Genomic DNA, 13,468 nt, shown 5'->3' on the forward strand with positions numbered 1-13,468 from the left:
CTGGCGCGGGACTACGAACGCCTCGCCACCACCGCCATCACCATGGTCGAGATCGCCTACACCCGGCTCATGTTGCGCCGCCTCACCCGCAAGCACCCCACCCCACACCACATCTGAAACAGTCTCTGAGCCCCGCGGGCCGGTGCGGCCCCGGGCTGGACGCGGTCGTCCTCGACCTCGACGGCACCCTGTTCGACCACCGCGGCGCCTCCCGCGCCGCGGTGGCCGACTGGGTCCGCGCGAGCGGTCTGGACCCGACGCCGGCCCTGCACGAGGCCTGGCACGACGCCGAGGAGCGTCACCACCGCGCCTGGCGCGAGGGCCGCGTCTCCCACGAGGAGCACCGCCGCCGCCGGCTGCGGGAGTTCCTGCCCCCGCTGGGGCGCCGGGTCGGCGACGACGCCGCCCTGGACGTGGAGTTCCACGAGGGGTACCTGGTGCGCTACCGCGCGAACTGGCGCGGTTTCGACGACGTGCAGGACGCGCTCGCGGCGCTCGCCGCCGCCGGTCTGCGCGTCGCCCTCCTCACCAACGGCGTGCGCGAGCAGCAGCACGCCAAGCTCGCGGCCCTCGGCCTGACCGGCCGGGTCGGGCCCGTCCTGACGGCCGGCGACCTGGGTCTGGCCAAACCCCGCGCCGAGGTGTTCCACGCCGCCTGCGCCGCCGTGGGTGCCGACCCCGCCCGCACGCTGCACGTCGGCGACGACCACCCCGTCGATGTGGTCGGTGCCCGCGCGGCCGGGGTGCGGGCCGTGCACCTGGACCGGCACGGGCAGGGGCCGGTGGACGAGCCGGAGCGGATGACGTCGTTGCGCGAACTCGCGTCGTTCCTGCGGTGAGGGCCGCGGGCGGGGCGGGTCCCCGCCCGGCGGCATGATGGAGCGGTGAGCACCTCGACGACACGCCGGGAACGGCTGCACCCCGCGGACCGCCGGGCCCAGATCCTGGACGCGGCGGTCGAGGTCTTCGGGCGGCTGGGTTTCCGCGAGGGCTCGCTCAAGGACGTCGCCGAGGCGGTGGGGATCAGCGTCCCCGGTCTCCTGCACCACTTCCCGACCAAGGAGAACCTGCTGCTGTCGGTGCTGGAGCACCGGACCGCCCAGCGCAGCGACCGGACCGTCGACCTGCTGCCGCGGGCCGGGACGGTGGCCTTCGCCCGGTCCTTCCTGGAGGACAACGTGCGCCAGCCGGAGCTGATGCGGATGACCGTCACCCTGGCCGCGGAGGCGACCGACCCGGAGCACCCGGCGCACGCGTACTTCGTGCAGCGGTACGCCGACATCCACGAGGCCTTCACCCGCGGTTTCCGCGACGACGTCGCCGCCGGGCGCGCCGCCCCCGCCCTCGTCCCCGAGGACGCCGCCGACCAGCTGGCCGCCCTCTCGGACGGCCTGCAGGTGCAGGTGCTGCTGCGGCCGGGGATGGACCTGCTGGCCGCCTTCGACCGGGCCACGGCGCACCTGCGTCCCTGAGGGCCGGCCGGGCGGGGACCCGACCGCTTGACAAGGGCCCCGGGCCCGCACCACGGTGCTCTACCTACCGAGTACAAGGTAGGTAAAGCACCCCCTCCGGGGTTCACGAAGGGTCACGACGACGTGAGTTCGGAACACCAGTCAGTGCCGCGCGACGCGGCTCAGCAAACGGTCCCGGGCGACGTCTCGGGCACCGCCGTCCCCACCGGCACCCCGCAGGGACGAGCGGTCGGGGTCGGTTTCCAGACCTCCCTCGCCCTGGCGTTCTTCGGCACCTACCTGGCCCTGCTGCCCCTGGCGCAGGTGACCCTGGCCCTGAAGATCGGGCAGATCGACCCGGAGGGCCGCGCCGGCAGCCTCTCCCTGGTGCTGGGCGTCGGTTCGTTCGTCGCCCTCGTGGCGCAGAACGTCTTCGGGGCGCTCAGCGACCGCACCACGAGCCGCTTCGGCATGCGCCGGCCCTGGCTGGCCGCCGGTGCCGTCCTCGGGGCGGGCAGCCTGTTCCTGCTCTCGGGCGCCTCGACCATCCCCGTGGTCCTGGCCGGCTGGAGCTTGATCCAGCTCACCTTCAACGTCCTGCTGGCCGCCCTGAACCCGGTGCTGCCCGACCAGGTGCCCCGTCGCCAGCTCGGCCGGGTCTCCGGCCTCATCGGCCTGACCCAGAGCGTCGCCGCCGTCGGCGGGGTCTTCCTGGCCAAGCTCTTCCTGCCCGACCTGACCAAGGCCATCCTCATCCCGGGGATCTTCACGCTCGCCTGCGTGGGTCTGCTCCTGGTGGTGCTGAAGGACCGCACCCGCGCCCGCGCCGACGTGCCGCCCTTCCAGCTCTCCCTGTTCCTCAAGGCCTTCTGGACCGACCCCCGCAAGGCGCCGGACTTCGCCCTGGCCTGGTGGTCCCGGTTGTTCGTGTTCTTCGGGAACATGACCCTGTCCGGCTACGCCGTCTTCTTCCTGCAGGACCGGTTCGGCTTCGACCAGAGCACCATCGGCGACGCCATCCTGCGGACGACCCTGGTGACGACCGTGTGCGTGGTCCTGACCAGTCTGCTGGTGGGGCGGTTCTCCGACCGCATCGGCCGCCGCAAGGTCTTCGTCATGATCTCGGCGCTCGTCCTCGCCCTGGCCCACGTGATGGCGGCCCTGTCGCCCACCTTCGACGTCTACGTCCTCGCCACGGCCGTCGCCGGGCTGGCGCAGGGGACCTACATCGCGGTGGACGCCGCGCTCCTGGCCGAGGTGCTGCCGTCCCGCGCCGACGTCGGGAAGGACATGGGGGTGCTGCACCTGGCCAACGTCCTGCCGCAGACGCTCGTGCCGGTCGTGGCGCCGTTGTTCCTGGCCATCGGGACGGGCGGGGAGAACTACACCGCCCTGTTCATCGGCGGCGCCGTCGTCGGGATCGTCGGCGCGGTGCTCAACCAGTTCATCAAGTCCATCCGCTGACCGCCGCCGTCCCGGGAGCCACCGTGCCACGCCCCAACGTCCTGTTCATCAGCACCCACGACATCAACCCCGAGATCGGGGCGTACGCGGGGGTCTGGCCCGGCGCGGAACAGGCGACCACCCCCCACCTGGACCGGCTCGCCGAGCAGGGCGTGGTGTACGACAACGCCTTCGCGGTGGCTCCGGTGTGCGCCCCCTCACGTTCCTCGATCATGACCGGGTGCTTCCCCACGGCCATCGGCACCATGCACATGCGCACGAAGGCCGTGCCGCCGCCCGAGGTCGTCCTGTTCCCGCAGCTCCTGCGCCGGGCCGGGTACCACACCACGAACAACGTCTTCACCGACTTCCAGCTCACCGTCCCCCCGACGGTGTTCGACGCGTGCACGCCCACCGCGCACTGGCGGGACCGGCCCGAGGCCGACACGCCGTTCTTCGCCGCCTTCCACGGGCTGATCACGCACGAGTCGCAGATCTACCTCGACGACGAGGCGTTCGCCGCCGCCACCCCGCACGTCACCGCCGCCGAACGGCACGACCCCGACGCGGTGCAGATCCCGCCGTACCACCCCGACACCGAGGTGTTCCGGCGGTCCTGGGCGCGGTACCTGGACCTCATCACCGAGATGGACCACTGGGTCGGGGACCTGCTGCAGCAGCTGGAGGACGACGGGCTGGCCGAGAACACCGTCGTCGTGTTCTGGAGCGACCACGGTGCCGGTTTCCCCCGCGGCAAGCGGTGGGTCACCGAGCGGGGGTTGCGCGAACCGCTCATCGTGCGCTGGCCGGCCGGGCTCGCCGGCGGCCAGCACCGCCGGGAACTGGTCCACCTCATGGACCTCGCCCCGACCCTGCTGCAGGCGTGCGGGGTCCCGGTCCCGGCCCACATGCACGGCCGGCCGCTCTGGGACGAGGCGGGGACCTTCCTCGACCCCAACCCGCTGGTGTTCGCCGGTCGTGACCGCATGGACGAGCAGGAGGACACCTCCCGCACCGTGCGCGACGCGCGGTACCGGTACGTCCGGCACCTGCACCCCGACCGCTCCCCCATGCAGCACTGCGACTACCCCGACCACCTCGACACCTGGCGCGACCTGCGCCGGCTCGCCTTCGAGGAGGCCGACCAGGTCGGTGCCGGTGAGGTCCGCGACCGCCTCACCCCGTTGCAGCGCAGCATCGTCGCCGCCTCGAAACCCGCCGAGGAGCTCTACGACGTCCTGGCCGACCCGCACGAGGAGCACGACCTCGCCGCCGACCCGGCCCACCGGCCCGTCCTGGAGCGGCTGCGCGCGGCCCTGGACGAGTGGACCGACCGCCACGGCGACCTCGGGCTCCTCCCCGAGGAGGACCTGCTGCAGCAGTGGCGACCCGGCGGCAAACCCCTGAGCACCGACGAACCCCGCGTCGAGGAACGGGACGGGTCGCTGCACGCGACCTGCCGGACCCCGGGGGCGACGGTCGCCTGGACCGACGACCCTCCCGGGCCCGTGCCCGACCGGCCGCGGTTCGCCCAGGTGGTCGGCATCCCCGCCGACGACGGCCGCCGGTGGCGGTTGCTCACCGACCCGCTGCCGGTGGTCGAGCACCCGCAGGTGTGGTTCCGGGCGTTCCGGCTGGGGTACGAACCCAGCCTGGACGTCGCGGTCCCCGTACGCTGACGCCCCCCCGGACGAACCCCTGCGCGAACCCCTGAACGACCCCCGAACGACGAGACGACAGGCGGAGACGACGTGACGCAGACGCCGGCCGGCACCGCGGTGCCGCCCCACCGGGACCCGCAGCGGTCCGCGGCCGAACGGGCCGCCGACCTCCTGCCGCGCATGACGCTGGAGGAGAAGGCGGGTCTGCTCTTCCACAGCATGGTCGTCCCCGGACCGGTGCAGCAGGCGCAGCCCGCCTTCGGCCTGGCCTCCACCGCCCACATGGTCACCGGCCAGCACCTGTCGCACTTCAACCTCGTCGGCAGCATCGACGACCCGGCCGCGACGGCCCGGTGGCAGAACGAGGTGCAGGAACTGGCCCGGCGCACCCGGCTGGGCATCCCGGTCACGTTCTCCACCGACCCGCGCAACCACTTCACCGACAACGCCGGTGTCGCCGCGGCCGCCGGGGGGTTGTCCCAGTGGCCCGAACCCCTGGGGCTGGCCGCGCTGCGCTCGGCCGAACTGGTCGAACGGTTCGCCGACGTCGCGCGCCGGGAGTACCTCGCCCTCGGCCTGCGCGTGGCCCTGCACCCCCAGATCGACCTGGCCACCGAACCCCGCTGGGCCCGCATCGCGGGAACCTTCGGCGAGGACGCGGACCTCACCAGCGAGCTGGTCCGCGCCTACCTGCGGGGTTTCCAGACCGCGCAGGTGGGCCCGGGGTCGGTCTCGACGATGACCAAGCACTTCCCCGGTGGCGGCCCGCAACGGGACGGGGAGGACCCGCACTTCCCCTACGGCCGTGAGCAGGTCTACCCCGGTGGCCGGTTCGACCACCACCTCGCCCCGTTCCGCGCGGCCCTGGACGCCGGGGCCCGCCAGGTGATGCCCTACTACGGCATGCCCGTGGGCACCGAGCACGAGGAGGTCGCCTTCGCCTTCAACCACGGCGTCATCACCGGCCTGCTGCGCGAGGAGCTCGGGTTCGACGGCATCGTCTGCACCGACTGGGGGCTGATCACCGACACGCAGATCATGGGGCAGGACATGCCCGCGCGGGCGTGGGGCGTGGAGCACCTGGACGAGCTGTCCCGCGTGGAACGCGTCCTGGCGGCCGGGTGCGACCAGTTCGGCGGCGAGGCCCGGTCCGAACTGGTCGTCGAACTCGTCCGGACCGGCCGGGTCAGCCAGGAACGCCTCGACGTCTCGGCGGCCCGGTTGCTGCGCGAGAAGTTCCTCCTCGGCCTGTTCGACGACCCCTTCGTCGACCCCGAGCACGCCCGGGTCACGGTGGGCCGCGCGGACTTCCGCGCCCAGGGGGAGGTGGCGCAGCGCGAGGCCGTGACCCTGCTGACCAACGACCGCGGGCTCCTCCCGCTGGGGCGCGGCCTGCGCGTCTACACCGAGGGGATCGACCCGGCCGCCCTGGACGGACGGGCGAGCGTGGTCGGCAGCCCCGAGGAGGCCGACGTCGCCGTGCTGCGGCTGGAGGCGCCCTTCGAACCGCGGCCGGGGGGTTTCGAGGCGATGTTCCACGCCGGCTCCCTCGCCTTCGCCCGCGAGGAGCTGGACCGGGTCCTGGCGGTGTGCCGCACGGTGCCCACCGTGGTCGACGTCCACCTGGACCGTCCGTCCGTGCTGCCGGAGATCGCCGCGGCCGCCGGTGCCCTGCTGGTCACCTTCGGCAGCAGCGGCCCCGCCCTCCTCGACGTCGTCTTCGGGGCCGCGTCCCCGCGGGGGAGGCTGCCGTTCGACCTGCCCTCCTCGATGGCGGCCGTGGAGGCCAGCCGTCCGGACGTCCCCTTCGACACCGCCGACCCGCTGTTCCGGTTCGGCCACGGCCTGTCCTACGACTGACGCGGCGGGCTCGCGGTCCACAGCGGCAGGTCGTAGTAGTCCTCCGTCTGCACCCGCGAGAAACCCACCGACGTGTAGAGCCCGAGCGCCCGGTCGTTCTCGACCGCGACCTCCAGGCGCACCGACGTCGCGCCCTCGGTGAAGGACCGCCGGCTCACCCGGCGCAGCACGTCGCGGCCGATCCCGCGGCCCTGGAACCCGGGGGCGACAGCGAACCCGTAGATCCCGGCCGACCTCCCGTCCCGCTGCCGCCGCAGGGTTCCGACGACGGCGCCGTCGTGCTCCACGACGAGCGTCCCGCCGTCGGCGAACCCCGCCTCCAGGTGCACCGGGGCCTGCCCGAACGCCGCGGTCAGCAGGTCGGCCAGCACGCTCAGGTCGTCCGAGGTCGCCGGGCGCAGCCTGGTGCGCGGGTCCTCACCCCCGGGAGCGGGTGCGGTGTCCAGGCGCAGCGCGTGCTCGGAGTGCTCCAGCGGCGCACCGCAGCGCCGGGCCAGGTGGTGCCCGGCCGCCGAGGGGCGCGGGACGATGAGCAGCGCCCGGGCGGACCCGCGGTCGCGGCAGACCCGCACGGCCTCCTCCAGCAGGGCCGTGCCGATCCCCCGGCCGCGCGCGGCGGGGTCGACCGTGCCGGCCAGTTCGACGGTGCGCCCGTCCCAGGAGTCCAGCCCCACGTACCCGACGACGTGTCCCCCCTCCGACCACAGCAGGTCCGTCGTCGGCCCGTCACCGGGATCGGCCGAGCGGGCGCGCAGGTTCCCCCCACTCGATCTTCAGGCGGCCGCCGTCGTGGGCGACGACGCGGTCCTCCAGGTCGGCGACGGCGCGCAGGTCGTCGGCGCTCAGGTGGGTCCGGGGGTGCAGCACGGCGACAGTCGACCGTGGCCGGACCGGCCGGTCAACGGCTTTCCCGCCCCGCGCGGGGCGGGGACCCGTCCACAGGAGCAGGGAAGTGGTTCGCCCGGGCAGGCGCGGGTTCTCTACCATCGGCGGCGATGGAGAGCGAACCCACCGTCCTGTCCCGCCGGGGCGAGACGATCACCCTGGACGCCGAGCACGTCGGCGACGTGCACCGGCACAGCGCCTTCAGCCTGTGGGACGACGCCGAGGCCCCCGCCGAGGCCGACCCGCGGACCCAGGTGCGGGCCGCCGGCGAACCGGTGCCGGTGCGGCGGGCCGACCTCGACGACGTCACCCGGGCCGAGACCGAGGCTCTGACGACGCTGGCGGGGGCCGTCGACCACGCCTGCCTGGAGCGGCTGCTGCCGCAGGTCGACGTGGAGGACGTGACCCCGGACGCGCTGGCCGACTGGCTCGTCACGGCGACGCGGTCGGTGAGCGAGGTCTCGGCGGCCGTGGACAGCCCGTCGGCCTACCTGGACGCCGAGCTGCGGCGCTTCGCCGGGCTCCGCCTCATCGGGGGCCGGCGTCGCACGGTCGACGCGGGCTGGTGCGAGGCCGACGTGGAGTTCACCTCCCGCCGCCACCGGCCCTGGTACGCCGTGGTCGCCGACCAGCAGCTCGTCGGCCTGCGCGGGTACCTGCAGGTGAGCCTGACGTCGGTCGACTTCGGGGCCGAGGAGTTCCTCACCGCGTCCGCGGTGTTCGGGTACTCCCCCCGGATCAGCCTGCACGCCGGGCAGGTGCGCATCGCCCGCGTCCACCCCCGAGCCTGAGCCCGGACGAGCGGTCCGGACCCGGCGGTTCCCCTCACCCGAACAGTTCGGTTAGCCTGTCCTCACATCGATTGAGGGGTTGTGGGATGAGCACGCAGACGGACGAGGTGCGGGTCGGGCGCCGGGAGGCGGTGCGGGCCTCGTACACCCTGTTCCGGGTCCGGGTCGCGGCCGTCGAACGCCTCGGGGCGAGCTTCGTGCGGGTGACGATGACCTCCCCCGAGCTCGCCTCCTTCGGCGCCGCCGGGTACGACCAGCGGTTCAAGCTGCTGCTGTCCCCCCGCCCCCTGCAGGACCACGAGCTCCCGCAGGACGACTGGTACACGTGGTGGCGCGAACTGCCCGAGGCCGCCCGCCCCGTCATGCGCACCTACACCGTGCGCGGGTTCCGCCCGGCGACGGCGGAGAGGGACGCCGAGATCGACGTCGACTTCGTCCTGCACGGCGTCGGGGACGCGGCGGGGCACGCCGGGCCCGCCTCGCGGTGGGCCGCGGGGGCGGCCGTGGGCGACGAGGTCGTCCTCGTCGGACCGGACGCGCCGGGCACGGGCCGGATGTGGGGGGTCGAGTGGGCCCCGCCGGCCGGGGCCCGCACGCTGCTGCTGGCCGGGGACGAGACGGCGGTGCCGGCCGTGACGGCCGTGCTGGAGCGGCTGCCCGCCGGGATCACGGCGACCGCGCTGCTGGAGGTGCCGGACGCGGGCGACCTGCTGGACCTGCGCTCTGACGCCGACCTGACGGTGGAGTGGTTGCCCCGCAACGGGGTCCACGCCCCCGGCGAGCTGTTGCAGCGCCGGGTCCACGACGTCGCCTCCGCCCTGGTCGAACAGGTCCGGGCCGAGGACGCGGCCGTCCAGGACAGCCAGGACAACCAGGACGGGGAGGACGCCGAGGACGAGGACGGGATCCTCTGGGACGTCCCGGAGAACGCCGAGGCCGCGGGCCCGGAGTGCCTGTACGCGTGGCTGGCCGGGGAGTCCGGCGTCGTCAAGGCGCTGCGGCGCCACCTCGTCCGCGAGGTCGGCGTCCCGCGGTCCTCGGTGGCGTTCATGGGGTACTGGCGCGCCGGGCGCGCCGAAGGTGAGTGAGGATCAGATGGTGCAGAACCCTTCGCAGCGCAGCGCCGAGCGACCCACCGGAGGCCGGCGCCAGCGGCGCGGTGTCGTGCAGCGCGTCGAACGGCTGACCCCCGAGATGGTGCGCGTGGTCCTCGGCGGTGAGGACCTCGCCGACTTCGCCGTGGAGCAGGCCGACTCCTACGTCAAGCTCGTGTTCCCCCTGGCCGGGGTCGACTACCCCGAACCGTTCGACGTCGCCGCGGTACGGGCCGAGCGCCCCCGCCAGGAGTGGCCCGCGCAGCGCACCTACACGGTGCGCGCGGTGGCCGACGGGGAGGTGACGGTCGACTTCGTCGTGCACGGCGACGAGGGCATCGCCGGACCCTGGGCCGCGGCCGCCCGGCCCGGCGACGAGGTCTGGATGCTCGGCCCCGGGGGCGCCTACACGCCCTCGGCCGACGCCCCGTGGCACCTGCTCGTCGGTGACGCCAGCGCCCTGCCCGCGATCTCCGCCTCCCTCGAACGCGTCCCGGCCGGGGCGAGCGCCGTCGCCGTCGTCGAGGTGCGCTCGGCCGCCGAGGAACTGCCGCTGAGCAGTCCCGGCGACCTGCGGCTGCACTGGGTGCACCGCGCCGCACCGGACCCGGAGGCGTTCCTGGACGTCCTGCGCTCCCTGGACCTGCCGCCCGGGGCGCCGCACGCCTTCGTGCACGGCGAGGCGGACACCGTCCGCGCCGTGCGGCGGTGGGTGCGCACCGACCTCGGCGTGCCGCGCGAGCTGCTGTCGGCCTCCGGCTACTGGCGGCGCGGCCGGACCGAGGACGGCTGGCGCTCGGAGAAGCGCGACTGGGTGGCAGCGACCGAGACCGACGACCAGAGCGCGGGCGTCTGAGGGCCCACCCTCCCGGCGCTCCCCCGGCCGGGAGACCCACCCGCGACCGGGGGCGGTGACCGGGCCGTCGCCCTTGCCGGTCTTGCGCCGCGTGTTGCGTCATCGCAACATGGAGGGGTGAGCGGCAACGACGCGACGCCCCCCGGACGGCCGGCGGCTGCACAACCGGCTCGCCGTCCTGCGCGCCGAACGGGGCACCAGCCGCCGGCAACTGGCCGAGGCCGTCGGCGTCAACGTCCAGACCGTCGGCTTCCTCGAACGCGGTGACTACGGGCCCTCCGTCGAGCTCGCCCTGCGCCTGGCCGCCCACTTCGACCTGCCCGTCGAGGCCCTCTTCTCCCTGGCCCCCTTCCCCCCATGTCGGCCCAGCTCTACGCCCCGCCGGCGCCCCGCCCCCAGACCCCCGGCACGACCCCGTCCACGACAGGAGTCACCCCGTGAGCACTCCCAGGATCGGCACCCGGCGCCGCACCGAGCAGGCCCTGGACCTGCAGCGGCGTCGCGGGGAACCGCTGCCGGGCTGGGCGCGGACCCGGACCGCCCGTCGCGCCCTGGCGCTGCTGCCGGTGCTCACCCTGGTCCTGGGGGTGCTGGCCGCCACGGCCGGCGGCGGCGCCCTGACCGCCGTGCTCCTCGGCGTGACCTCGGTGGTGGGGAGCTGCGCGATCGCGACGCTGCGCCGGGTCACCGGGATGCTCGACGGGGCCCCGGCGGACCTGCTCGACGAACGCGAACTCGGCGACCGCGACCGGGCCCACCGGCGGGGTTTCCGCCTCACCCTGGTGCTGCTCGGCGTCCTGGTCGCCCTGGCCGTGGGCAACGGGCTGCTGGACCAGGAAACGGGGACGCCGCTAATCGGCAGCGTCGGCTGGATGGCCCTGCTGCTCACGGCCTTCTGGACGGCCGGGGCGCTGCCGGCCGCCGCGCTGGCCTGGGACGGGCGCCCTGCCGTCGAGGACCCCGACGCCGACCCCGCCGACACCGACGCCGGTCTCACCGGCGCGGGCGGCTGACCCGCTCACCCGCGCCGGTGGCACCGGTCAGACCGGGTCGCCGAAGTCCGGGACCGGCAGCCGCGCCCCGCCCTGACGGGCCGAGCGGTCCGCGACGATCCCCGGGACGGTGAACCGGGCCGCGACCCACGCGTTGACCGGCGGGTGGGCGCGGTCGCGCACCGCCACGACGAAGTCGTCGGCCAGGAAGTGGTGGGCCCCCTCGTGACCGTTGGGCGCGCCCTCGAACTCCCGCGGCAGCCGGCTGCGGTCGTGCACCCGCGCGGTCCCGGACCGGAAACTGCTCAGCAGCGCCGGGTCGATGTCGGCCAGGTCCTCGGAGACGTCCGCGTGCTCACCGGCCCGCAGTTCGTCGCTGATGTCGAGGGTCCTGCCCTTGCGGTAGTCCTCGCCCTCGGTCTTGACCGTGACCACCGTGGACGTGACGGACTGCTCCATGACCTGCTCGGTGCCGTAGAAGCGGAACCTGGACTCCGGCCCGCTCCAGTACCCGACCCGGCGGAACTCGTTGGTCCGCACCACCCCGCCGTCGGCGAGTTCGAACAACGCCGACATGTTCGAGAAGTCGTTGCCCCAGCGCGAGACCGCCGTGTCGAACACCCCGTCGCCGCGGGTGTCGCTGATGCCCGTGCAACTCACGCTCACGGCGTGGGACGGCCACGCCCCCAGCACCCCGCCGAGGGCGTGGGTCGGGTAGAGCATGGGCGGGTAGCTGGCCGTCTCCTTCCAGTCGTCCCCACCGCTGTACCGGTAGGCGGCGTAGAACCCGTTGTCCATGTCGTGGACGTAGTCGCCCTCGCCGTAGAACACCCGGCCGAACTCCCCGGCCGCGATGTGCTCACGGGCCCAGACGGTGGCGGGGTTGTAGTAGCTGGTCTCGCCCATCATGTAGACCAGCCCCGTCTCGCGCACCGCCGCCACGATGGCCTCGCAGTCCTCCACGGTGCTCGCCATCGGCACCGCGGAGTAGACGTGCTTGCCGGCGGCCAGCGCCTGCAGGACCAGCGGACCGTGCGACCAGCGCTGCGTCATGATCGCGACGGCGTCGACGTCGGAGGTCAGGGCGTCCTCGAAGGTGTCGAAGGACCCGGCCAGGCCGTGGGACTCGACGTGCTGCCGGGCGCGCTCGGGGACGAGGTCGCTGACCCACACCTCCTCGACGTCGGGGTGCAACTGCCACAGGGCGATGAAACTGCGGGCGAACTGGCCGGTACCGATGACGGCGATCTTCACGGGGGAACTCTCCAGCGAGTCGGGGCGCGAACGATGACCCCCACGATGATCCTCGCGCCGCCGCCGGCGACGTCGAGCGCCCCCGGCTCACGCCCGCAGCAGGGCCTCGCAGACACCGGCCAGCGCGGCCCGCAACGGGTCCGCCCGCTGGGCGAACTCCCGCTGGGCGCGCGCGTACTGCGCCTTGCCCTCGGCCGTCTCGATCCTGACCGGGTCCAGACCCAGCGAGGAGACGTCGTACGGGGAGGCACGCATGTCCAGGACGCGGACGTCCCCGGCCAGCTCGAAGCAGTCCAGCAGCAGTTCCCCCGGCACCGCCGGGGACAGCTTCATCGCCCACCGGTACAGGTCCATCGTCGCGTGCAGGCACCCCGGCTGCTCCTGCGCGGCCTGGTCCTGGCGGGTGGGCTGCACCTCGTTCAGCGGGACCGCGGTGGGGGTGAAGAACCGGAACGCGTCGTGGTGGGTGCAGCGGATCCGGTGCGAGTCCACGACCGCGTCGGTCCCCTCGTGCCCCAGCCGCAGCGGCAACCCGGCGTGCCGGACCTCCTCGGGGCGGGTGCGGTGGACCATCGCCCACTCGTGCAGCCCGAAGCAGGCCAGCTGCGGGGCCCGGCCCCGGGTGGCGACCAGGACGTCACGGGCCAGGCGGACGGTGGCCCGCCGCCGCGAGACCAGACCGGCCGCGTCGACGCGCACCCCGCCGGGGACGGTCTCGTAGTTCGCCCACCCGGCACGCTCGTCGGCCCCGGCCAGGACGACCCCGACGCCGGGGTGCCAGCGCAGCAGCTTGCCGGGGGCCCAGGAGTAGTAGGTGTAGAGGAAGTCCTCCACGGGGTGCGCCTCCCCGCGGGCCCGGCGCTCGGCGGCCCGTCCCGTCAGCGCCGCGGCGCGCTCGGCGTGCCGGCGCTCGCGCTCGCGCCACACGTCGGGGTCCAGCACGAGGTCCAGCACGGGGTCCAGCACGGGTGGGCCGGGGGTCGCCGGCCGGTCACCGTCCCCGTGCGGCTGCTCGCCGCGACCGGCGAGCACGACATCCCCTCGCACGTCCCCGTGCACGTCCCCTCGCCCGTTCCCTCGCACCGGGTCCACCGTACCGACGGTGGAGGGGGCGGCGCGCAGGGCGCCCGACCCCACCCCGCCCGCCCCCACCCCCCCCCCCCCCCGCGCGGGGCCCGCTG

At 74.5% G+C, this 13,468-nt stretch carries 13 protein-coding genes and 1 pseudogene; 10 read left to right on the forward strand and 4 right to left on the reverse strand.

The features are described 5' to 3' along the window. The first annotated feature begins 155 nt into the window (after window positions 1-155). The 5 genes from AB2L27_RS19645 (at window position 156) to AB2L27_RS19665 (ending at window position 6,415) form a co-directional block, all read left to right on the forward strand. Window positions 156-839, forward strand: coding sequence for an HAD family hydrolase (locus AB2L27_RS19645; protein WP_370443195.1), 684 nt, complete (start codon window positions 156-158; stop codon window positions 837-839). Window positions 840-884: 45 nt separating this feature from the next. Beyond that, window positions 885-1,472, forward strand: a complete 588-nt coding sequence (locus AB2L27_RS19650; protein WP_370443184.1) for a TetR/AcrR family transcriptional regulator — start codon at window positions 885-887, stop codon at window positions 1,470-1,472. Between the two features lie 123 nt (window positions 1,473-1,595). Beyond that, entirely contained in the window at window positions 1,596-2,915 is a 1,320-nt protein-coding gene (locus AB2L27_RS19655) for an MFS transporter (protein ID WP_370443185.1), read from the forward strand. A gap of 23 nt (window positions 2,916-2,938) precedes the next feature. Next, window positions 2,939-4,573, forward strand: coding sequence for a sulfatase family protein (locus AB2L27_RS19660; RefSeq protein WP_370443186.1), 1,635 nt, complete (start codon window positions 2,939-2,941; stop codon window positions 4,571-4,573). Between the two features lie 72 nt (window positions 4,574-4,645). Next, window positions 4,646-6,415, forward strand: coding sequence for a glycoside hydrolase family 3 protein (locus AB2L27_RS19665; RefSeq protein ID WP_370443187.1), 1,770 nt, complete (start codon window positions 4,646-4,648; stop codon window positions 6,413-6,415). Here the strand turns inward: AB2L27_RS19665 and AB2L27_RS19670 are convergent. Both AB2L27_RS19670 and AB2L27_RS19675 read right to left on the reverse strand, forming a co-directional pair. Further along, window positions 6,406-7,089, reverse strand: coding sequence for a GNAT family N-acetyltransferase (locus tag AB2L27_RS19670; protein ID WP_370443188.1), 684 nt, complete (start codon window positions 7,087-7,089; stop codon window positions 6,406-6,408). The two genes, AB2L27_RS19665 and AB2L27_RS19670, sit on opposite strands and share 10 nt — an antisense overlap. A 52-nt stretch (window positions 7,090-7,141) precedes the next feature. Continuing rightward, window positions 7,142-7,282, reverse strand: a complete 141-nt coding sequence (locus AB2L27_RS19675) for a hypothetical protein (RefSeq protein ID WP_370443189.1) — start codon at window positions 7,280-7,282, stop codon at window positions 7,142-7,144. A 128-nt stretch (window positions 7,283-7,410) separates the two neighbouring features. Here AB2L27_RS19675 and AB2L27_RS19680 point away from each other — a divergent pair, with 128 nt between their 5' ends. From AB2L27_RS19680 to AB2L27_RS19700, 5 genes and pseudogenes are all read left to right on the forward strand, one after another. Further along, a complete protein-coding gene (locus tag AB2L27_RS19680; protein WP_370443190.1) occupies window positions 7,411-8,091 on the forward strand; it encodes a hypothetical protein in 681 nt (226 codons plus the stop codon). Between the two features lie 86 nt (window positions 8,092-8,177). Beyond that, window positions 8,178-9,179 carry a siderophore-interacting protein gene (locus tag AB2L27_RS19685; RefSeq protein ID WP_370443191.1) on the forward strand — a complete coding sequence of 334 codons (1,002 nt, stop codon included), beginning with the start codon at window positions 8,178-8,180 and terminating at the stop codon, window positions 9,177-9,179. 7 nt (window positions 9,180-9,186) lie between these two features. Continuing rightward, window positions 9,187-10,041, forward strand: a complete 855-nt coding sequence (locus AB2L27_RS19690; RefSeq protein ID WP_370443192.1) for a siderophore-interacting protein — start codon at window positions 9,187-9,189, stop codon at window positions 10,039-10,041. A gap of 157 nt (window positions 10,042-10,198) precedes the next feature. Then, window positions 10,199-10,423: pseudogene (locus AB2L27_RS19695) on the forward strand (helix-turn-helix transcriptional regulator); the annotation flags it as partial. Window positions 10,424-10,478: 55 nt separating this feature from the next. Continuing rightward, window positions 10,479-11,054: a hypothetical protein gene (locus AB2L27_RS19700; protein WP_370443193.1), complete on the forward strand. Its 576-nt coding sequence runs from the start codon at window positions 10,479-10,481 to the stop codon at window positions 11,052-11,054. Window positions 11,055-11,081: 27 nt separating this feature from the next. Here the strand turns inward: AB2L27_RS19700 and AB2L27_RS19705 are convergent, their stop codons facing one another. After that, the gene (locus AB2L27_RS19705; protein WP_370443194.1) at window positions 11,082-12,287 is read right to left on the reverse strand and encodes a Gfo/Idh/MocA family protein; all 1,206 of its coding nucleotides are present in this window, start codon (window positions 12,285-12,287) and stop codon (window positions 11,082-11,084) included. 87 nt (window positions 12,288-12,374) lie between these two features. Continuing rightward, complete coding sequence (locus AB2L27_RS19710; RefSeq protein ID WP_370443196.1) at window positions 12,375-13,253, reverse strand: 3-methyladenine DNA glycosylase; 879 nt, start codon at window positions 13,251-13,253, stop codon at window positions 12,375-12,377. Window positions 13,254-13,468: the final 215 nt, after the last annotated feature.

Origin of the sequence: Kineococcus halophytocola (assembly GCF_041276425.1) — a bacterium.
GTDB classification, from domain to species: Bacteria; Actinomycetota; Actinomycetes; order Actinomycetales; family Kineococcaceae; genus Kineococcus; species Kineococcus halophytocola.

Coding starts and splice junctions, on each gene's coding strand:
- AB2L27_RS19680 (WP_370443190.1), top strand. CDS start 7,411: ATGGAGAGCGAACCCACCGTCCTGTCCCGCCGGGGCGAGACGATCACC.
- AB2L27_RS19685 (WP_370443191.1), top strand. CDS start 8,178: ATGAGCACGCAGACGGACGAGGTGCGGGTCGGGCGCCGGGAGGCGGTG.
- AB2L27_RS19690 (WP_370443192.1), top strand. CDS start 9,187: ATGGTGCAGAACCCTTCGCAGCGCAGCGCCGAGCGACCCACCGGAGGC.